19 protein-coding genes are annotated in these 20,210 nt (G+C 71.8%); 14 read left to right on the top strand and 5 right to left on the bottom strand.

The window, feature by feature from the left end; all coding sequences use genetic code 11:
* The first annotated feature begins 54 nt into the window (after window positions 1-54).
* The 6 genes from WME96_RS41675 to WME96_RS41650 all read left to right on the top strand — a co-directional run bounded on the left by WME96_RS41675 (window position 55) and on the right by WME96_RS41650 (window position 5,832).
* On the top strand, window positions 55-1,428 hold the full coding sequence (locus WME96_RS41675; protein WP_437287088.1) for a phenylacetate--CoA ligase family protein: 1,374 nt from the start codon (window positions 55-57) through the stop codon (window positions 1,426-1,428).
* A gap of 224 nt (window positions 1,429-1,652) precedes the next feature.
* Window positions 1,653-2,378 carry a ClpXP protease specificity-enhancing factor SspB gene (locus tag WME96_RS41670; protein WP_437287087.1) on the top strand — a complete coding sequence of 242 codons (726 nt, stop codon included), beginning with the start codon at window positions 1,653-1,655 and terminating at the stop codon, window positions 2,376-2,378.
* 48 nt (window positions 2,379-2,426) lie between these two features.
* Window positions 2,427-3,662: a branched-chain amino acid ABC transporter permease gene (locus tag WME96_RS41665; protein WP_437287086.1), complete on the top strand. Its 1,236-nt coding sequence runs from the start codon at window positions 2,427-2,429 to the stop codon at window positions 3,660-3,662.
* Complete coding sequence (locus WME96_RS41660; RefSeq protein WP_437287085.1) at window positions 3,659-4,477, top strand: ABC transporter ATP-binding protein; 819 nt, start codon at window positions 3,659-3,661, stop codon at window positions 4,475-4,477. Before WME96_RS41665 ends, WME96_RS41660 begins: the two co-directional genes overlap by 4 nt.
* Window positions 4,474-5,232 (top strand): ABC transporter ATP-binding protein, encoded by a 759-nt coding sequence (locus tag WME96_RS41655; RefSeq protein WP_061611718.1) that lies wholly within the window; start codon window positions 4,474-4,476, stop codon window positions 5,230-5,232. Before WME96_RS41660 ends, WME96_RS41655 begins: the two co-directional genes overlap by 4 nt.
* Before the next feature lie 225 nt (window positions 5,233-5,457).
* A complete protein-coding gene (locus WME96_RS41650; RefSeq protein WP_433930812.1) occupies window positions 5,458-5,832 on the top strand; it encodes a response regulator in 375 nt (124 codons plus the stop codon).
* A gap of 104 nt (window positions 5,833-5,936) precedes the next feature.
* On the opposite strand, the gene WME96_RS41645 is transcribed toward WME96_RS41650, so the two are convergent.
* Window positions 5,937-6,977 carry a hypothetical protein gene (locus WME96_RS41645; protein ID WP_437287084.1) on the bottom strand — a complete coding sequence of 347 codons (1,041 nt, stop codon included), beginning with the start codon at window positions 6,975-6,977 and terminating at the stop codon, window positions 5,937-5,939.
* Between the two features lie 519 nt (window positions 6,978-7,496).
* Here WME96_RS41645 and WME96_RS41640 point away from each other — a divergent pair.
* The 4 genes from WME96_RS41640 to WME96_RS41625 all read left to right on the top strand — a co-directional run bounded on the left by WME96_RS41640 (window position 7,497) and on the right by WME96_RS41625 (window position 10,729).
* Window positions 7,497-9,059: a glycosyltransferase gene (locus tag WME96_RS41640; RefSeq protein ID WP_437287083.1), complete on the top strand. Its 1,563-nt coding sequence runs from the start codon at window positions 7,497-7,499 to the stop codon at window positions 9,057-9,059.
* A 341-nt stretch (window positions 9,060-9,400) separates the two neighbouring features.
* Window positions 9,401-9,706, top strand: a complete 306-nt coding sequence (locus WME96_RS41635) for an integration host factor subunit alpha (RefSeq protein WP_012241218.1) — start codon at window positions 9,401-9,403, stop codon at window positions 9,704-9,706.
* Window positions 9,707-9,717: 11 nt separating this feature from the next.
* Entirely contained in the window at window positions 9,718-10,083 is a 366-nt protein-coding gene (locus tag WME96_RS41630; RefSeq protein WP_433930807.1) for a MerR family transcriptional regulator, read from the top strand.
* Entirely contained in the window at window positions 10,064-10,729 is a 666-nt protein-coding gene (locus WME96_RS41625; RefSeq protein WP_437287082.1) for a hypothetical protein, read from the top strand. The genes WME96_RS41630 and WME96_RS41625 overlap by 20 nt, the downstream gene beginning before the upstream one ends.
* 174 nt (window positions 10,730-10,903) lie before the next feature.
* Here WME96_RS41625 and WME96_RS41620 read toward each other — a convergent pair whose 3' ends face one another.
* Together WME96_RS41620 and mgtE are read right to left on the bottom strand one after the other, a co-directional pair.
* The gene (locus WME96_RS41620) at window positions 10,904-11,521 is read right to left on the bottom strand and encodes a single-stranded DNA-binding protein (protein WP_437287081.1); all 618 of its coding nucleotides are present in this window, start codon (window positions 11,519-11,521) and stop codon (window positions 10,904-10,906) included.
* 179 nt (window positions 11,522-11,700) lie between these two features.
* Complete coding sequence (gene mgtE, locus WME96_RS41615) at window positions 11,701-13,086, bottom strand: magnesium transporter (RefSeq protein WP_433930802.1); 1,386 nt, start codon at window positions 13,084-13,086, stop codon at window positions 11,701-11,703.
* 800 nt (window positions 13,087-13,886) lie between these two features.
* Here mgtE and WME96_RS41610 point away from each other — a divergent pair.
* Together WME96_RS41610 and WME96_RS41605 are read left to right on the top strand one after the other, a co-directional pair.
* Window positions 13,887-16,286 (top strand): hypothetical protein, encoded by a 2,400-nt coding sequence (locus tag WME96_RS41610; protein ID WP_437287080.1) that lies wholly within the window; start codon window positions 13,887-13,889, stop codon window positions 16,284-16,286.
* Between the two features lie 147 nt (window positions 16,287-16,433).
* A complete protein-coding gene (locus WME96_RS41605; RefSeq protein ID WP_061617282.1) occupies window positions 16,434-17,126 on the top strand; it encodes a response regulator transcription factor in 693 nt (230 codons plus the stop codon).
* On the opposite strand, the gene WME96_RS41600 is transcribed toward WME96_RS41605, so the two are convergent.
* On the bottom strand, window positions 17,108-18,040 hold the full coding sequence (locus WME96_RS41600; protein WP_437287079.1) for a M23 family metallopeptidase: 933 nt from the start codon (window positions 18,038-18,040) through the stop codon (window positions 17,108-17,110). The two genes, WME96_RS41605 and WME96_RS41600, sit on opposite strands and share 19 nt — an antisense overlap.
* 316 nt (window positions 18,041-18,356) lie before the next feature.
* Between WME96_RS41600 and WME96_RS41595 the strand changes: the two genes are divergently transcribed.
* Together WME96_RS41595 and WME96_RS41590 are read left to right on the top strand one after the other, a co-directional pair.
* On the top strand, window positions 18,357-19,040 hold the full coding sequence (locus WME96_RS41595) for a HEAT repeat domain-containing protein (RefSeq protein WP_433930799.1): 684 nt from the start codon (window positions 18,357-18,359) through the stop codon (window positions 19,038-19,040).
* Window positions 19,040-19,867: a class I SAM-dependent methyltransferase gene (locus WME96_RS41590; RefSeq protein WP_437287078.1), complete on the top strand. Its 828-nt coding sequence runs from the start codon at window positions 19,040-19,042 to the stop codon at window positions 19,865-19,867. Before WME96_RS41595 ends, WME96_RS41590 begins: the two co-directional genes overlap by 1 nt.
* Window positions 19,868-19,923: 56 nt before the next feature.
* Here WME96_RS41590 and WME96_RS41585 read toward each other — a convergent pair whose 3' ends face one another.
* Complete coding sequence (locus WME96_RS41585) at window positions 19,924-20,208, bottom strand: (2Fe-2S)-binding protein (RefSeq protein ID WP_061605431.1); 285 nt, start codon at window positions 20,206-20,208, stop codon at window positions 19,924-19,926.
* Window positions 20,209-20,210 lie beyond the last annotated feature (2 nt).

Genomic DNA, 20,210 nt, shown 5'->3' with positions numbered 1-20,210 from the left:
GAGAACCGCCCTCGCGCGCTTGACTGCCGATGATTCGAAGCGACGCTCTCCGCCATGTACGGTGGGCTGTTTCGAAACATCCTGTTTCCGCTCTACGAGACCCGGTTGAGGGGCAGGGACACCCTCAGAGCCCTGGAGGAGCTCGAGCGCTCCCAGTGGCGCTCGGAAGCAGAGATCCGCGATCTCGGCTTCCGGCGGATGCTCGCGGCGCTCCATTTCGCCGAGCAGAACGTCCCCTTCTACAGGGCCCGGTTCGCGGAGCACGGCGTGCGCGTCGCCTCGGTGAAATCGCCGGAGGACCTCCTGCGGATCCCGGTCCTCACGCGGGCCGATCTCCGCGCCCACGGGCGCGATCTCCTCGCCGAGGGCTTCGTCGGGCGGCTCTACGCGAGCGGCACGGGGGGCTCCACGGGAGAGCCGGTGCAGTTCCGGTTCGACCACCGCACGTACGAGCGCCGCATCGCGGCGGCCATGCGGTCCGACCGGTGGGCGGGCGCCCGGCTCGGCGACAGGGAGCTCCACCTGTGGAGCACCCAGCTGCTCCCCGAGACCCTCGCGAAGAAGGCGAAGCGCTCCCTGCACGAGGCCATCCTCCGCAAGAAGATGATCTCCGCCTTCGATATGTCGGAGCGGCGGCTCGCCGCGCTGCTCGACGAGATCGCGCGGTACCGTCCCCAGCTCATCGTCGGGTACGCGGGCGCCCTCTACCAGGCGGCGCGCTACGCGCTCGCGGAGGGGCGCGCGCTCCCCGCGCCGCGCGGGGTCGTCACCAGCGCGGAGCGGCTCTTCGCGCACCAGCGCGAGGCGATCGAGCGCGCCTTCGGCGCCCCGGTGTTCGACCGGTACGGGTGCCGCGAGCTCATGCTCATCGCCGCCGAGTGCGAGCGGCACGCCGGCAAGCACATCAACATGGAGGGCGTGTACGTCGAGCTGCTCCGCGACGGGCGGCACGCGCTCCCGGGCGAGGCGGGGGAGGTCGTCGTGACGGACCTCGTCTGCCGATCGATGCCGCTCATCCGCTACAAGAACCAGGACGTCGCGATCGCCGCCGGCGCGGCGTGCGGGTGCGGCCGCGGCCTGCCGATGCTCGCCTCGGTGGAGGGGCGCGTCCTCGACCTGCTCGTCGGCCCCGACGGCGAGCTGCTCGCGGGCGAGTTCTTCCCCCACCTCATCAAGGACCATCCCACGATCGCCCGCTACCAGGTCCACCAGGACCGGCGCCGCGCGATCACGGTGAGGCTCGTGCCCGGCGAGGGCTTCCAGCCCGAGACCGCGCGGCTCATCGAGCGCACCGTCCGGCAGCACCTGGGCGAGCGCGCCGAGGTCTGCGTCCAGCTCGTCGATGACATCCCCCTCACGAGCGGCGGCAAGCACCGCGTCACCCTCTCGGAGGTCCCCATCGAGCTGAGCCGGCGCTCCGCGGCGTGACCTGACCCCCCGCCGCCGCGGCGCGCGCGCGCCGCCGGCCGTCCTGCCCGCGCACCTCGGCGCCGGGAGCGCGGGGCGCGCGCGTACAGCGATCTTTCTACAGACCTGCTGGAGTCGCCTGGCGGCTGGCGCGCCGCGGCCCGCTCGCGGCGCGCCGCCCGGCTCTCCAGGGCCCGAAGCGCTGGCGGAGCCGCGCGGTCCGGGGTATTGGGCAGAGCAGTACGATGTCCGACGTGCAGAGACCGCTTCCGCCGAAAAAGGACGTCGCGCTGGCCCTCCTCGAGCGAGAGCCGAGCGTGTTCATCCACCTCGACCCGCGCCGGCCCGGTGTCTTCGTTCCCAAGTGGTTCACGGGGCAGCCGCAGCTCATCCTGCAGGTCGGGATGAACATGGCGATCCCCATCCCCGACCTCAAGGTCGACGACGAGGGGATCAGCTGCACGCTCTCGTTCAACCGCGCGCCGTTCCTGTGCCGCCTGCCGTGGCACGCGATCTGGGCGCTCGTGAGCGAGGACCAGCGCGGCATGGTGTGGCCCGAGGACATCCCGGCCGATCTCGCCGCGCAGAAGCAGCAGCGGCCCCAGGCGGGCCCGCCGCAGAAGCCCGGCAAGCGCCCGCGCCCCCGGCTCGCCGCCGTCGCGACCCCCAGCGACGACGAGCGCAGCGCCGAGGCGTCGGGCGAGGCGCGCGACCGCGGGCGCCGCCCCGAGGTGGAGCCGGTGGAGACCGGCGAGCGCCGCAGCGCCGGCGAGGCTCCGGCGCGCGACGCCGGCGCGCCCGTGAGGCCGCTCGCGCCGGTGCCCGCCCCGGCCCTCGCGCCGGTGCGGCCCGCCGCGGAGGAAGGCGAAGACGACGAATCCGGGAGCTCCGGTGAGGCGGATCCCAGGCAGCGCCCCGGATCGGGCAAGCCAAAGCGCGAGCTGCCCCCCTATTTGCGCGTCATCAAATAAAGCTACCGCTTGACGGTACGGCTCGGCCCAATCAACTGTGGCCCGGCCATGCCTCGACCGTTGCAGCGCGTCCTCCAGGCGCTCGGGCTCCTCGGCGTCGTCGTCGCCTTGGAGTTCGGCTTCGAGACCCTCTTGCCGGACGCCGCATGGCGGCAGCTCGCCCTGTTCGCGATGGTCAACGTCATCGCGGCGCTCTCGCTCAACGTCATCAACGGCATGGCGGGCCAGTTCTCGATCGGCCACGCCGGCTTCGTCGGCATCGGCGCGTACACCGGCGCGATCGTCGCCGGCAACCTGCACCAGCAGCTCGGCGGCGGCGATCCGCTGTTCGGCAACTCGTTCCTCGTGATGCCCGCCGCGCTGCTCGCGTCCGGGCTCGTCGCGGCGCTCTTCGGCCTCATCGTCGGCCTGCCGAGCCTCCGATTGCGCGGCGACTACCTCGCCATCGTGACCCTCGGGTTCGCCGAGATCTTCCGCCTCACGATCGCCACGGCGACCACCGGCGTCGCCGACCAGGGGACGGTCGGCAGGCTGCTCGGCGCGCTCGGCGGCCCGATCGGCTACGCCGGCCCCGACGACACCGGCATCCCGCAGTACGCCGGACCGTTCTGGATCTTCGGCGCCGTCGTGGTCGCGACCGTCATCGCGTGGCGGCTCAAGTTCTCCGGCTGGGGCCGCGCCCTGCGCGCGCTCCGCGAGGACGAGATCGCCTCCGCCGCGGTGGGCGTCGACCCCACCCGCTACAAGGTCACGTCCTTCGTCATCGCCGCCGCCGGCGGCGGCGTCGCCGGCGCGCTGCTCTCCTCGATGCGCGACGGCAACCCCACGGTCCAGCCCGACCAGTTCACGTTCAACTACTCGTTCGACGCCATCACGATGGTGATCCTCGGCGGCTCGGGCAGCGTCACCGGGTCGATCGTGGGCGGCGTGCTCGTGACCTTCACGGTGAAGCTCATCGAGCAGCTCCAGGGCCTCGACAGCGTGCTCGCGCTGAAGGCCGCCTACCCCGCGCTCGACCTGAACGCGCTCCGGATGGTGCTCTACGCCGCCATCCTCATCGGGCTGATGATCCTCCGCCCCGAGGGGCTCTTCGGCGAGCGCGAGCTCTTCGACCGGCGCTGGGCGCGCAAGAAGCGCCCCCCCGTGGGCCCGGCCGAGCCCGTGCCCGCCACGACGGGCGCCGAGGCCGCCGCCGAGCGCGCTGGCGGCGCGCCCCCTGCGGAGGAGCGGCCCGGCACCGCCCTCGAGCGCGAGGTCAAGCCGACCGGGAGGGAGTTCGAGTGAACCTCGATCTGAAGCATGTCACGAAGCGGTTCGGCGGCCTGCGGGCCGTCGGCGACGTCTCCTTCTCCGTGCCCGAGCGCTCGATCTTCGGGCTCATCGGCCCGAACGGCGCCGGCAAGACGACGGTGTTCAACCTGATCACCGGCGTCTACAAGCACGACGAGGGCTCGATCCACTTCGGCGGCACCGACCTCGCGCCGCTCAAGCCGAGCCAGATCGCCCGGCTCGGCGTCGCCCGCACGTTCCAGAACATCCGCCTCTTCGGCCAGCTCACGGTGCTCGAGAACGTGCTCGTCGCCTGCGAGAACCTGCGCCGCTCGACGCTCGCCTCCGCCCTGCTCCGCTCGCCGTTCTTCTACAAGGACGAGCAGGAGATGACCGAGCGCGCGCTCTCGCTGCTCTCCGTGTTCAAGCTCGAGGACATGGCGGACGAGATCTCGACGTCGCTCTCGTACGGCAACCAGCGCCGCCTCGAGATCGCCCGGGCGATGATGCTCAAGCCGAAGCTCTTGCTGCTCGACGAGCCGGCGGCGGGCATGAACTACGGCGAGGCCGAGGGGCTCAAGCAGCAGATCCGCTGGCTGCGCGACACGTTCGAGATCACGGTCGTGCTGGTCGAGCACAACATGCAGGTGGTGATGGGGGTGTGCGAGGAGATCCACGTCCTCGATCACGGCGAGACCATCTCGCACGGCGCCCCGGAGGCCGTGCGCAAGGACCCGAAGGTCCTCGCCGCCTACCTCGGCGAGGAGGTCGAAGGCGAGGCGGCCGAGGCCCGCCCCGCGGCCTCCGCGGCGGCGCAGGAGCCCGCATGAAGACGACGCACCCGACGCGGCAGCCCCCCTCGGTGGCCCCCGGCGAGCCCCTGCTCGTCGTCGAGGATCTCGCGGTCAGCTACGGCGGCATCAAGGCGCTGAAGGGCGTCAGCCTCGAGGTGCGGCGCGGCGAGATCGTCGCGATGATCGGCGCCAACGGCGCCGGCAAGACGACCACGCTGAAGACGGTCGTCCGCCTCCTGCCGATCGCCGCCGGCCGCATCCGCTACGACGGCAGGGATCTCGCGTCCGTGACGGCCGAGGAGCTCGTCGCGTCCGGCGTCTCGCTCGTCCCGGAGGGGCGCGCGATCTTCTCGAACCTGACCGTCCGCGAGAACCTCGAGCTCGGCGCGTGGTGCCACAAGCACGGCCCCACCATGGCCGAGACCCTCGACGACGTGGTGAAGCTCTTCCCCCGCCTCGGCGAGCGCATGCACCAGCAGGGCGGCACCCTCTCCGGCGGCGAGCAGCAGATGCTCGCGATCGGCCGCGCCATGATGGCGCGCCCCGCCATGCTGCTCCTCGACGAGCCCTCGCTCGGCATCGCCCCGCGGCTCGTCGCCGACATCTTCGAGTCGATCGCCACGATCGCGGCGTCAGGGACGACCGTACTCCTCGTTGAGCAGAACACCCGACTCGCCCTCAAGTACTCCACCCGAGCCTACGTGCTCCGTACAGGGCAGATCGCCATGAGCGGCGACTCGAAGGATCTCGCGGCGAACGAGGAGATCCGAGCAGCCTACCTCGGCGGCTGAAACCGCGCTGAGCCCGGGTACATCCGGCGCGGACCGCGGGCAAGTCACGGAAGAGACAGGCGGAAAGCGCTGGTGTTTCAAGCGCGTATCAACGCGTCGCGTGATGCGATGAGGCGCGTTTGACATCGCGCTTTGCCTCCGATGGAGTATGGTTTCCGTGCGCCAGGCGATGAAGATCTGGTCTTAACCATCGCGGTCCGTGGTGGCCGCCGACGGGGGATACCCATGGAGATCGAGAGCACGACCCGCGTTCTGGTGATCGACGACGACGCCAGCAACTCCCAGCCGCTCGTCCACTTCCTCTCGTCCCGGGACTACACGGTGGAGACGTGCTGCGGGCTCGGCCATGCGCGTGACGTGCTTGCCCGGTGGCGTCCTCACGTGATGGTGCTCGTGCCGCGGGACGAGGCGGAGGTGCACAGCGAGATGGAGGAGCTCCGCCGCATGTCCCCGCGCGTGCCCGTCGTCGTGCTCACGCTCGCGGCCGGCCCGCAGATGATGCTCGACATGGAGGCGTTCGCGCCCACGGTGCCCGCGTGCCCGTCGCGCGGCCTCGCGTACATCGAGTCGGCGGTCGCGGACGCGTCGGCCATGGGCTGAGCGGCCGCCCGCGCCCCGGCGTGGGCGCGCCCCGGCGCAGGGAGCGCGGGGGCGCGCCCACGCCGGGCGCCGGCGCCGCCGGTCCGGGCTGGCCCCTCACGTGGTCACGCGGGCGGGGCGATCCCGTCCGGCAGCCCGTCGAAGAACTCCTCCACCACGGACGCGATCCAGGCGCGCACCGGCTCTGTCGCGCAGAGGCTCCGCACGACGGGCCAGAGCGCGGCCGCGAGCGCGTCGAAGTCGAGCGCGGGCCTGATCCCGAAGCGCCCCAGCACCTCGCCGAGCGGCTCGTTCGCGTGCGCGGCCACGAACGCCGCGGTCGCCTCGTGGAGCCGCTGCCGCACGGGCCGGTCCCGGAGCACCTGGGCGGCGACGTCGGCCCCGAGCTCCTCGGCGAGCGCCGAGCTCTTCGCGTCGAGCTGACCGATGAGCTCGCTGACTTGCTGTTCCAGCACCCACGTCGCGACGTGCTTGCGCAGGCCGACGAACTCGGGCGTGTCGCCCTTCGCGACGACGATGTCCTGCACCTGGCGCATCGCCGTGCGCGAGAAGCCCTGCAGGAACCGGCGGATCTCCGGCTCGAGCCGCCGCTCGAACTCGCCCCGCATCGTGCCCATGGTCTTGCCGACCCCGCCGAGGCCGAACGGGGCGACCCGCTTGAGCAGCGCGGGCAGGCCCCACTCGGCGAAGAACGGGTTCACCTTCTCGGAGAACTCCTTCAGCGCGTCGTAGAGGACGTCGCGCATCACCGCGTCGAGCGCCGCGCTCTCCAGCACCTCGCGCACGAGCCGCTCCGGGACGAGCTTCGGCTGCTCCAGGATGCGGTCGATCTTGGCGCGCGCCCCCTCCGGCATGAGCTCCTTCGCCCGCCGCCGCTCGGCCCTCGCCGCCTCGATCAGCGCCGCGAGCGCCGCGGCCGCCGCGGGCCGGACCGCCCGCCGGAGCGACTCCTCCGCCGCCAGCGCGTCGAGCGCGCGCGCGATCGCCGCGGCGTCCGCGAGCGCGCCGAGGGGCGTCGCGAGCAGCGCCGCGAAGCCGGCGGGCAGCCGCTCCCGGAAGTCCCGCGCGGCCTCCTCGGAGACGAGCCGCGCCTCGAGGAACGCGATCTGTCGAGCCTTCAGTTCATTAAGTAGCGCGCGACTCATCCGGGAACGGATAGCCCCGGCCTCCCGCCGGCGCCAGGCGCAGATGACCCCGGTCCTCGGTCCGTACCGGGTGCGCATGATCCCTGGACAGGCCTCAAAAATCTCGCGGGACTGTGGAACACTGTGAATCCGAGCGTCAGGTGAACCCTGTAGTTATGTAACCAGACACCAGAGACTCCCTTACGAAAAGCACCTTACTTTGGCGACCGGTATCGGGAGATCACCTTACCCGGTGTGTCGCTTGCGCACGCGCTTTGGCGCGGCAACCCGCGGCGAACGCCGCGCCGACGGGCGGAGAGGGATTGTCGGTGATTGTCATTTTCCCGGGGGGAGGACTCGGCCCCGGAGTCAACTTTCCAGGACTCGTGACAGAGAGTTGCAACGAATTACAAGTGCATGACAACTTCGGATCCGGCGGATGGTACGCGTTCGTCACCCGCCAGCATTTGCAGGCGTGGAGACCGGCGCTCTCGCCCGGGCCCACGGCTGGAAGGCACCCGCTGGCGGAAGGTGCTCCCGATGCTCTCCATGCTGCTCTGTGTGCTCTACTTCGGCGTGCTGCTCGGCCTCAGCGCCTACGGCCTGCACCGACTGCACCTCGTGGTCCTCTGCCGGTTCAACCGCGCGAAGATCGCCCGCGCGCAGGAGGTCGCTGCCCTGACCGATCGCGACCTCCCGCCGGTGACGATCCAGCTCCCGCTGTTCAACGAGTCGACGGTCGCGGCGCGGCTGCTCGATGCGGTCGCGCGGATGGATTACCCGCGCGACAAGCTCGAGATCCAGGTGCTCGACGACTCGACGGACGAGACGCAGGGCCTCGTCCGGGCGCACGTCGAGCGGCTGCGCGCCCAGGGTATCGACGCGGTGTACCTGCACCGCACGGACCGGGTCGGCTACAAGGCGGGCGCGCTCGACGCGGGCCTCAAGGTCGCGAAGGGCGAGCTCGTCGCGATCTTCGACGCCGACTTCATCCCGCAGCCGGGCTTCGTCCGCTCGATCGTCGGCCACTTCGAGGATCCCACGGTCGGCATGGTCCAGACGCGGTGGGGCCACCTGAACCGCGACGTCTCCATCCTGACGCAGGTGCAGGCCCTGATGCTCGACGGCCACCACCTGGTCGAGAACCGCGCGCGCTTCGGCGCCGGCCTGCTGTTCAACTTCTCCGGCACCGGCGGGATGTGGCGCAAGGACGCGATCCTCGAGGCCGGCGGCTGGCAGCACGACACGCTGACCGAGGACCTCGACCTGTCGTACCGGGCGCAGCTCGCGGGCTACCGCTTCATCTACCGCGAGGATGTCGTCTCGCCGGCGGAGCTCCCGGAGGACATCTCGGCGCTGCGCGCGCAGCAGTACCGCTGGGCCAAGGGCACGGTGCAGACCGCGCGCAAGCTCATGGCGACGGTGCTCAGCGCGAAGCTCTCGGTCGGACAGCGGATCGAGGCGTTCTTCCACCTCACCCCGCACTTCGCCTACCCGCTCCTCGTGCTCCTGAGCGTGCTCCTCTTGCCGGCGCTCGTCCTGTTCCCCGCCGCCGACACGCTGACGATGGTCGCCATCGACCTGCCGCTCTGCACGGCGACCACGGGCTCGCTCGCGGCGTTCTACATGCAGGCCGAGACGGCGCAGGGCCGCTCGCGGTGGGGCGCGGTCGTGCGCCTGCCGATGTTGATCGCGCTCGGTACGGGGCTCGCGCCGCACCTCTCGAAGGCCGTGATCGAGGGGCTCCGCAGCATGGCCGGCGAGTTCGTGCGGACGCCCAAGCAGGGCGACAACAAGGGCCGGTACCGGGTGCGCACCGACCTGCCGCTTACGGAGGCGATGCTCGCCGTGCTCTCGTGCGGCGCGGTGGTCGCGTCGGTCCAGACGGGGCACTACTTCGCCACGCCGTTCGCGGTGCTGTTCGCGATCGGCTACCTCTACGTCGCGTTCATGGTCGCCCAGGAGCAGTTCGCGCGCCGTCGCGACGCGACCTCGAGCGCGCCGGCCGTCTGGAGCGACGCGCCGTCGAGCGACGCGGCCGTGGTCGGCGCCTGGTCGAGGCAGGCGTCGAAAGAGCGGCCCCTCGGCGACCTCGCTGCCTGAGCGGCACCCCCGCCACGGCGCGAGCGCGTCCAGCGCCCGCGCCCTCCCGCCCCCCCACACCAGCATCCTGCCGCCGGGCCTCCTGGCCGCCGACGCCGCGGCGGGCGGCGGGCGGCGCCGGTCTCGACGTCCCCCAGGCCTGCTTCGAGCTCCGCTGATCCGCTGGAACTGTGCATGAAGTGCGCCCACCGCTATCGGGCGGAGCCTGCGTGACCCCCCTAGACCTCCCCGACGCAGGCTGGCATCCTGCCCCAAGCCGGTCGGAGGACCGTACGCGGCTTCCTGAACGGTCTTCAGGGGTTGCGGCGCGTCCCCCGCTCTGCAAGGGCGTTGGGGGTGTCATGACGAAAGCCGAAATCGTTCAGGCGGTCTACTCCCGCCTTGGCGGGTTCTCGAAGAAGGAGTCCGCCGATCTGGTGGACCTCGTGTTCGAGACCATGAAGGAAACCCTGGGTCGCGGGGAGAAGATCAAGATCTCCGGATTCGGTAACTTCGTGCTGCGCGACAAGCGCCAGCGGCAGGGCCGTAACCCCCAGACCGGCGATCCGATCCTGATCACGGAGCGGCGGGTCCTGAACTTCAAGGCGAGCCAGATCCTGAAGCAGGCCCTCAACCCGCGCGAGACGGCCTCGGCGGCCGAGGAGTAGACCGCTTGGCGGTGCGCCAGCAGCTTCCGGCGAAGCTGTACTACCGGATCGGCGAGGTGGCCGGCATCGTGGGGGTCGAGCCGCACGTGCTCCGGTACTGGGAGACGGAGTTCCGCTCCATCCGCCCGCAGAAGTCGGCGAAGGGGCAGCGGGTCTACAGCCGGCGCGACGTCGAGACGCTCCTCAAGGTGAAGGAGCTCCTCTACTCGCACCGCTTCACGATCGCGGGGGCGCGGCGCAAGCTGCGCGAGGGCGGCATCGAGCCGCCGCCCCCCGACGCGGGCGCGAGCAGCGAGGAGGTGCAGCGCATGCGCGCGGCGCTGGTCGAGATCCGCAGCGAGCTGCTCGCGTTGATGGATGAGCTCGATCGCGCCTGAGGTGCACGGCGTCGCGCCGGGCGTCGCGCTGCGGCTCTCGCTGCCCGCCGGGGCGCTCGACACGCCGGCGGAGGCGCTGCCCGCGATCGACGTGTCGGCGATCGCGGGCGCGAAGGTGACGCTCCGCCGAGGCGTCGACGCGGACGGGCTGTCGCTGCGCGCGGTCTGCGCGACGGCCCCGTCGCGGCAGTGGGTCACGGGGCTGGAGGAGCTCGTGCTCGACCGGGCCACGGGGCTCGTGCGCGGGGCGCTCGGGGTGGCGATCGACCGGTGGGAGGCGGGGCAGATCCGCGCGGACTCGCGCCGGTTCGAGCAGGCGTTCGAGGGGGCGGGCAAGGCGGGCGAGCGAGCGATGGCGTTCCGCGGGCGGCACGTGCTCGGCTTCGCCGGGAGCGAGCGCGACGTGGCGCTCTGCAGCGTGGTCTGCCTGGAGCCGGCGCAGGCGGCGGGGGCGCGCTGCGGCGAGCTGCTCGGGGCGACCGGGGTCGAGGGCGCGCTCGTGGAGGCGCCGGAGCCGGGGGCGCTCGTGCGGGCGATCTTCGTCGCTGCCGAGCACCCCGCGGCCGCGGCTGCGGCGATGGGGGTGCTCGCGGGGGCGGGCGTGGCTGTCCTGCTGGCGCGGCGGCCTCGGCCGAGGCCTCTGTGAGCGCTGCGGGGTGACGAGCTGCCCGCCGCGACCCGAGGGGCAGGGGCTCCTCGGGCCTACCATCTCCGCGAGCAAGGAGAACGGCGCGGACCCGAGGAGAGCTACTGTCTCGGTGAGATCGACGAGAAGGAGAGTCGTCTCAGGGGAATGCCCGCGCCTGACGCAGCGGAGCGATCAGAACGGGATGTCGTCGTCGTTGCCGCCGCCGTAGCCGCCGCCGAAGTCGTCCGCAGGGGGGCCGGGATCCTGCGCCGCCGGGGCCGGGCGGCCGCCGCCGCCGCCACCGCGGTTGTTGTAACCGCCGCCGGCCGGACGCCCGCCACCGCCACCACCACCGTAACCGCCGCCACCACCGCCGCCGCCACCGTAACCGCCGCCACCACCGCCGCCGTAACCGCCGCCGCCGCCGGGGTCGGCGCCGAACGCGCCCGCATCATCGCCGACCGCGCCGCGGCCGCGGCCGCCGCCCGTCAGCAGGACGTTGTTGGCGATCACCTCGGTCTTGTAGCGCTTGTTGCCGTCCCGATCGTCGTAGCTCGACGTGCGGAGCGAACCCTCGACGAAGATCGAGGAGCCTTTGCTGAGGATCTTGCCCAGGGCTTCGGCGCGCTTGCCCCAGATCACGACATTGTGCCAGTCCGTCCGTTCTTTCCGGACCTTGTCGCGATCGAGGTACGATTCGGTCGTGGCGAGCCGCAGGTTCAAGACGGCCTGCCCTCCCTGGGTGAACCGGAGCTCGGGGTCGGCGCCCAGGTTGCCGAGCAGCATCACGCGATTCAAGCCTTCGGCCATCTTGACTCCTTCCCTAGGAGGGGCTCAGCGCGACTCGCGCCGAGCGGAAGACGCCTGTTTCACTCCCCCATGGGGGCCGACGCGTCAAGGGTCGCGGCGCGCCGGGAAGCACGTGGCGCGCCCCGCGCGGCGTCGGCGGCGCCGCCTCGGCGCCGGCGCGCGGCGCCGCACGAGGCGGCTCACCCGCCGGCGCCGGCCGCCGCGAGGAGATCGGACAGGAAGATGCGGGCGATCGTGAAGTAGAGCAGGATCCCGAGGACGTCCACGAGGCTCGCGATGAACGGCGTGGAGCTGGTCGCCGGATCGAGGCCGAGGCGCCGGAGCAGGAGGGGGAGCATCGCGCCCACGGTGCAGCCCATGAGGACGATCGCCATCAGCGTCACGCCGATCGTCAGGACGAAGCCGGTGCCGTCGCCCCAGAGCCAGACGCGGAGCATGCCGATGACCGAGAGGATGAGGCCGAGCACGACGGCCTGGCCGAGCTCGCGGACGAGGACGCTCGCCCAGTCGCCGACGCGCAGGTCGCCGACGGCGAGGCCGCGGATGATGAGCGACGACGACTGCGAGCCGGAGTTGCCGCCGGTCGAGATGAGCAGCGGGACGTAGTAGGCGAGCGTCGCGACGGCCTCGAGGTCGTGCTCGAAGCGACGGAGCACCTCGCCGGTCATGAACTCGCCGACGAACAGCACGGCGAGCCAGGGGGCGCGCTTCTGGATGAACGTCCAGAAGCTCGTCTTGAAGTAGCTGTCCTCGATGGGGCCGACGGCGCCGAGCCGCTGCACGTCCTCGGTCTGCTCCTGGGTGAGGACGTCCATCACGTCGTCGACGGTGATGACGCCGAGCAGCTTCCGGTCCGCGGAGAGCACGGGCAGCGCGCTGAAGTCGTACTTCGCCATCGTTCGCGCGACCTCTTCCTGGTCGGTCTCGGGGCTGACGGTGAAGACGTTCTCGGTCATCACGTTCGAGAGCCTCTCGGACGGCGAGGCGAGCAGGAGATCGCGCAGCGAGACGACGCCGATGAGGTGCCCCCGCTCGGAGACGACGTACACGTAGTAGATGGTCTCGGCGTCCTCGCCGACGGCGCGGATCCGCTCGATCACGTCGGCGACCGTGAGGTTGATGTTCACCGACACGTAGTCGGTGGTCATGAGCCCGCCGGCGCTGTCCTCGGGCCACTTGGCGAGCTCCTCGACCTCGGCGGCGGCCTCGGGGTCGACCTTCTCCAGGGTGGAGAGCAGCGTGTCGCTGACCTGATCCGGGAGCGCCTCGATGAGATCGGTGCGGTCGTCGGCCGCCATCTCGGAGACGATCGGGGCGATGCTCTCGACGCCCATCTTCTCGACGAGCGCTTCCTGGATCTCGCCGTCGAGGCGCTCGAAGATCGGCGCGGCCTCCTCGGCCTTGAGGGCCATGAGGACCTTGGCCGCCTCGGCGTCGTCCAGCAGGCCGATGAGGTCGGCCAGGTCCTCGTCGTGGATTTCCTCCAGCAATTCGGAGAGCTGCGCTGGATCCTCGGCGAGGAGCTGCCGTACCTCCGGGACCATGGCGAGGGCGACGCGCAACATGCTGGTCGGGCACTGACCACAACTCGGCCCTGCTGGGAAGCGTCATTCCCCCCCGCCGACGCCGGTCGCTTGAGCAAGCCGGCGGCCCCCGGCCGCCGCCCTGTGATCGAGGTTGAGGTCGCGATCGAGGCGCCGACCGACCCAGGTTGAGATCGCGAAGCCCGACCCGGGTTGAGGTCGCGAAGCCCGCGAAGCCCGACCCGGGTTGAGGTCGCGAAGTTCGCGAAGCCCGACCCGGGTTGAGGTCGCGAAGCCCGCGAAGCCCGACCCGGGTTGAGGTCGCGAAGCCCGCGAAGCCCGACCCGGGTTGAGGTCGCGAAGCCCGCGAAGCCCGACCCGGGTTGAGGTCGCGGCGGCCGACCCGGGTTGAGGTCGCGGCAACCGACCCAGGTTGAGGTCACGAGGCCCGACCCAGGTTGAGATCGCCTTGGTTGTCCTACCAACATCTCGTGTCGAGGCGCCGCCTACTGAGTTGTCTACAGCGCAATCCAGTTGACGGCGCCGCCCGGCTCGGCGAGGACGACCGCCGCGGCGCCGCGGCGGCACCCACCTTGCTTGAGCGCCCTCGGGTCTACCCGGGCGGGCTCGAGCGGGCGGCCAGGTCGAATTGACAGCGTTCCGCTCGGGTCCCTAGCATCGGGCTCCGTCGAGCCGCGGATCGCCTGCGGAAGTCGGTCATGGCCCGCGAATGGCGGGTCTTTCTGTGGCTTGACCGCCGCGCAAACCGGATCGGTGGTCGAAAGGAAAGTCGAATGATGACGCGGATTGAGCGTGAGAGGAGGCGCCCATGGACGGGCGCGGTGAGGTTCGCCCTGGCGGGCCTCCTGATCGCCGGCACAGGCACCGCCTTCGGATGCCTGAGCCGCCCCATCGCGAGGAACAATCCCCGCACGACGGCCACGATCGTCGAGCGGCTCACGCAGAGCTCGGTCGACAAGATCGACCTCCTGCTGGCCATCGACAACTCGGGCTCGATGGCCGACAAGCAGGACATCCTCGCCTTCGCGATCCCTGACCTCGTCGAGGGACTCGTCAACCCGCGCTGCATCCCCGCGTCGGGCATGGGCGACGCCCAGACGGTCAACTCGCCGAACGCCGACTGCCCGACGGGCTACAAGCGCGAGTTCGAGCCGGTCAAGGACATCCATATCGGCATCATCAGCTCGAGCCTCGGCGGCCACGGCTCGGGCGCCTGCCCGTCGACCACGAGCCCCTCGAACGTGGACATGGCGCACCTCCTCGCGCGCACCAACGAGAGCTCCGCGACCAACGACATCCCGACCTACCTCGACAAGGGCTTCCTGGCCTGGGACCCCGATCAGAAGCTCGCCGGCGAGCCCGAGGTGCCGGACCCGGAGGACGGCGAGGCCGACATCAACACGGACTCGGGTAACGACCTCAACGACACCTCGCTGGTCGGACAGCTCACCGCGATGGTGAAGGGTACGGGGCAGGCCGGCTGTGGCTTCGAGGCGCAGCTCGAGAGCGTCTACCGCTTCCTCGTCGACCCGGAGCCCTACGCGAGCATCGAGCTCCAGGGCGACATCGCGGTGCCGACCGGCCTGGATGCGGCCGTCCTGCAGCAGCGCGCCGAGTTCCTCCGGCCGAGCTCCCTCCTCGCGATCATCATGCTCAGCGACGAGAACGACTGCTCGATCCGCGAGGAGGGCCGCAACTACCTCGTGGCCGAGACCCGGAACGGCTTCCGCCTGTGGCGGCCGCGCCCCGAGTGCGCAACCAACCCGGGCGACAAGTGCTGCCGGTCGTGCAGCCAGAACCAGGACGGCTGCCCCGCCGCCGCGGAGTGCACGGGCGACGACGGCTTCCCCGCCCGCCTGAGCGCGGCGGAGGATCCCGTCAACTCCCGCTGCTGGGATCAGAAGCGCCGGTTCGGCTTCGACTTCCTCTACCCGATCGAGCGCTACCGGCGCGCCTTCACCGAGGCGCAGATCGAGAACCGCAAGGGCGAGCTGGTCCCGAACCCGATCTTCAGCGATGCGAACCCGGACGACGACGACAACAACATCCGCGACCCGGCGCTCGTCTTCTTCGCCGGCATCGTCGGCGTGCCGTGGCAGGACATCGCGCGCGTGAACGAGGCGGGCGAGCCCGACCTCCTGCGCGGCCTCAACCAGGACGGCGAGCCCGTCGGCGGGTTCAAGAACGCCGACGAGCTCAGCGCCCCGCTGCTCGGCGGCGCGTTCAGCAGCACCTGGGAGCTCATCCTCGGCGATCCCGCGAACTACGAGCGGCCGAAGGATCCGTTCATGATCGAGTCGACGGCGCCGCGCTCGGGCGTGAACCCGATCACCAACGATGCGATCGTCCCGCCGACGGAGGCGGGCTGGAACGGCATCAACGGCCGCGAGTACACGATCCCGACGGGGAGCACGGGCGACCTCCAGTACGCGTGCGTCTTCGACCTCATCGACTCGAAGACCTGCGAGGGCAACTCCCAGAGCTGCGACTGCAGGGAGGTGGGCGGTCAGCCGAACGACAACCCGCTGTGCGAGCCGGAAGCCGGCAACGACGAGGCCGACCCGCAGCCCAGGACGACGACGCAGATCAAGGCGAAGGCCTACCCGGGCCTGCGCGAGCTGCAGCTCATCCGGGAGCTCGGACCCCAGGGCATCGTCGGCTCGGTGTGCCCGAGGCAGCTCACGAACGACAACGCGGCCGACTACGGCTACCGGCCGGCGATCGGCGCCATCATCGATCGGCTGAAGACGGTGCTCGGCGGCCAGTGCCTGCCCCGCACCCTGACGCCCGAGCCCGGGGATCCCGCAACGAATCCGACTGCCGGCCAGGTTCAGTGCTTGATCCTCGAGGCGCGCAACACGCAGGGCGCGTGCGACTGCGAGGACACGCCGGCACGCGCCAACGTCACCGAGGACCACAAGGCGGCGATGGACAAGGTGCTCGCCGATCCGATCGCGCAGGCCGCCGGCTGGGACTGCGTGTGCGAGATCGAGCAGCTCGCGGGCGCCGAGGCGAACGCGTGCAGGAACGACCCGAGCGACAACGTCAGGGTCGACGGCAACGAGGTCAACGGGTGGTGCTACATCGATCCGTCGATCCGCGTCGGCAACCCGGAGATCGTCGCGACCTGCCCGCCCACCGAGCAGCGCATCATCCGGTTCACGAACAAGGGCGAGGCCCAGCAAGGGGCCACGCTGTTCATCACCTGCTCCGGCGAGTAGCCGGCGGCTGATATCGCCCGGCGCGCGGGGCCCGATCGCGAGATCGCGCCCCGCGGCGCTTTTTGTGGCCCTGAAGCCGGCCGCGCGGGCTGCCCGGCGGCGCTCTGGCCGGTCCCGGCGGGTTTTGTGCTAGAACCGGGCCCGGTCGTGGCCGCACGCAAGAAGATTCTCATCATCGAGGACGAGCCCCACATCGTGCTGGGGCTGACGGACGCCCTCGAGTTCGAGGGCTTCTCGGTGGCGTCGGCCTCGAAGGGGAAGGACGGCGTGCTGCTCGCGCGGCAGGAGAAGCCGGACGCGATCCTCCTCGACCTCATGCTCCCCGACACGAACGGCTTCAAGGTCTGCGAGGACCTGCGGCGCTGGGACGCGTTCGTGCCGATCATCATGCTGACGGCGCGCGGCCAGGAGATCGACAAGATCCGCGGCCTCGACGCCGGCGCCGACGACTACGTGACCAAGCCGTTCAGCGTGGGCGAGCTCATCGCCCGCCTGCGCGCCCTCTTCCGCCGCGCCGCCCGGCCCGCCGAGGCGCCCGTCGAGGTGTTCACGATCGGCAACGCGCAGGTCAACATGACCGCCCACACGGTCTCGCGGGGCTCGCGGTCGGACCAGCTCTCGTTCTACGAGGTCGAGCTCCTGCGCCTCCTGCACGAGCGCCTGGGCCAGCCGGTCTCGCGCGAGGAGATCCTCCAGAAGATCTGGGGCATCGAGGCCGGGCCGTCGAACCGCACGGTCGACAACTTCATCGTCAAGCTGCGCAAGAAGATCGAGCGCTCGCCCGACAAGCCGGAGCACATCCTCACGGTCTACGGCTTCGGCTACAAGCTCGCTCCCTGACGGAGCGGCAGCACGTTGCGCAGGTCGCACGGCACCGTCACCGCGGCGTCGGTGATGCGCTTCGGGTCGAGATCCGAGAGGCGCGCGCCCTCGCGGAGCTGCCGGGCCTCGAGGTGCAGCCGGACGAGGCCCTGGCTGCCTGTCTCGCCCGCATACCCGACGATGTCGCCCGCGTCGAGGCGCGCGCCCGCCACGACGCCCGGGCCAGGGCGATCGAGGTGCCCGTGGAGCAGGATGTACCGGCGCACCCGGTCGCCCTCGCGCACGTCGTGCGCCGTGGCGACCGTGATCCCGGACAGCTCGCCGACGAAGACGACCTCCGCCTTCCCCTCCTGGCCGTCGAGCCTCAGCGCCGCCACCCGATCGCCCCGCGCCGCGGCGATCTCGACCCCGCCCGTCCACGACGGCGGCTCGGGCCGCGCGGCGCCGACCGCGGCCACGGGGCCCGCCGGCGGCGGCGCGCCTGCCTGCGCCGCGGTGCCCTCGACGAGCAGGAACGCCGGCGGCTGATCCGGCGCGCCGATCGGGAAGGCGTACGCGCCGGCGCTCGCTGGACGCTCCGGGCGGCGGGGGATGTGCTCGTAGGCCTGGCTGCGCGCGCCCGCCCCGGCAGGGCGCGCCCCGCCGGGGCCGTAGAGCGCCGCCGCGCCGCCCTCGACGAGCGGCGCGCCCGGAGCGGGCAGCGGGATGCACGCGGCGCCCTCCGGCACGGTGCGGGGACCGCAAAGCGCCCCCGCGCCCGCGGCGCCGCGCGCCGCCGCCGCCGGCGGCACGACCGCGGGCGGCGGCGGCGCCGGGTCGTCGAGGCCGCCGAGCGCAAGGACGAGGGCGGACGCCGCGGCGCCGCGCACGAGCGGGGAAGGGGAGAGCGCCGCCCTCGTCGGGCGGGCCTGCGGTGAGCCGGACGCGCGCATGCCATGAACGGTCTACCGCATCGGGCGCGGCTGGCGAGCGCAGCGCAGCGGCGCCGCGGTCGACCGCGCCGCGCGCGCGCTCGACCGCGCCGAGCCCGCGCGCGGCGGCGTCGGCCTGGCGGCGCGCGGCGGCGTCGGCCTGGCGGCGCGCGGCGGCGTCGGCCTGGCGGCGCGCGCGTGTCGGCCTGGCGGCGCGCGTGGCCGCGCCCGCCGTGGACGGGAGAGGGACGCGAAGAAATGGAGAGGAATTCGCGGGGAAGAGGCCCCTGCTGCCTGCCGGCTTGCGGAGGCGACGCGCTGTTGATAGCTCCTCTTCGTGCAAAATCGCCAAGCCATCGAGACGACCCTGAACAAGCTGTTCGACGCGGAGCGCACGGCTCGCCGGCTCCACGACGACCTCGCGGCCATGCCCGGCGATGCGCTGCTCGACGTCCTCACCGACGCGATCGCGAGCGCGGCGCGCGAGGAGGACGAGGACGAGGCGGCGCTCCGGCTGGTCCGCGTCGCGTCGCTGCTCGGCGAGCACGAGGGCCCGCGCGCGCTCGACGCGCTCATCGACGTGCTCGCCTCGGAGCACCCCGAGGCGCGGCAGGCCGCGGGCGAGGAGATCGAGTCGCTCGCCTACGACCGGTTCAAGGAGGTCGCCCAGGCGATCGAGCGGGCGCTGAAGCGGCTGCCGGTCGGGTCCTCGGCGCTCCCGGAGCTGCCGTACCTCATCGCCGAGGTGCCGGAGCCGGGCGTGCCGAAGCTGCTCGGCCAGTTCCTGAGCCACAAGGATCCGGACGCGGTGGCGGCGGCGATCGAGACGCTGGTCGAGATCGGCGACCCCGCGCACGCGCCGCTGATCCAGCCGCTGCTCGGCGACACGCGCACGGTCGAGCTGGCGGACGACGGCGGCGGCGATGAGGCGACGTCGGAGGTCACGATCGGCGAGCTCGCCGAAGAGGCGCTCGGCCTCCTCGCGCCTTACGACGACGAGGAGGGGGACGGGGCCGCCTGATGAACGGCCCGCCGCTGAGCGCGGCGGACGCCGTGTTGTTCGAGCACGCGGTCGTCCCGCGCTACATCTCGTTCTTCGCCTCGCTGGCGGTGAACATGCTGCTGCCCTCCGAGGCAGCGCGGATCGTCCATTTCGGCTGCAGGAGCGGCTTCCCCGATCCGATCGTGGCCGACAAGCTGCCCGGCGCGGCCCTCGTGGGCGTCGACGGCTCCGCCGCGGCGCTCGATCTCGCGCGCGCCAAGGCGGCGCTGTTCTCCGGGATGAACGCGAGCTACGTGCTCGCCGACACCCTGCCGACGCCGCTGCCGAGCGAGAGCTTCTCCCACGCGTTCACGCTGCACCCGGTCTGCCGACCGAGCGAGCGGGCGCAGCTCCTCGCCGAGCTGCGCCGGGTCCTGGTCCCGGGCGGCCAGGCGCTCATCGCGCTGCCGCTGCGCGGCTCGTTCCCGGAGGTCGCCGACATCGCGCGGGAGTGCGCGCTCAAGCAGGACCTCTCCGAGCTCGGCGCGGCGGTCGACGCGGCCGCCGTCAGCCGCCCGACGATCGAGACGATCGCCGAGGAGCTCGAGGGCGCGGGGTTCGACGAGGTCGAGGTCGACGTCCAGCTCATCGCGGTGTCGTTCGACAGCGGGCGCGAGTTCCTCGAGGACCCCATCTCCCGATTGATGGTGATCCCCGAGACGACGGCGATGCTCGACGTGGAGCCGCAGATCATCGACTCGATGCTCAAGTACCTGCACCACGCGGTGTCGAAGTACTGGTCCGAGGGGGTGTTCGAGCTGACCGTGAACGTCGGGTGCGCGAGCGCCCGGCGCCCGCTCGGCTGACGTCGGGGCGCGCGGGGGCGGGCGAGCGTCGGCGCTGGTCGCGCGTGCGGCCAGCGTCAGCGCTCGTGCCCGCCGCCGCGGAGGCCGAGCTCGTCGAGCCCGGCGAGCGCCGCGAGCGAGACCGGGTGGTACGGGGGCCGCGGCGTGATCGGCTTCTGCACGTCGCCCCCGCGCTCCTCGATGAGGCGCGCGCAGAGCGCGAGGCACCACTTGCCCTGGCACCAGCCGGTGCCGAAGCCCGTGTAGCGCTTGACCGACTCGATGTCCTTGTAGCCGCGGTCCATCGCGGCCTCGAGCTCGTGCAAGGTGACGTCCTCGCAGCGGCAGACCAGCGTCTTCATCG

Origin of the sequence: Sorangium sp. So ce406, assembly GCF_051474675.1 — a bacterium.
GTDB classification, from domain to species: domain Bacteria; phylum Myxococcota_A; class Polyangia; order Polyangiales; family Polyangiaceae; genus Sorangium; species Sorangium cellulosum_G.
This window is presented reverse-complemented; position numbering and strand designations above follow the sequence as displayed.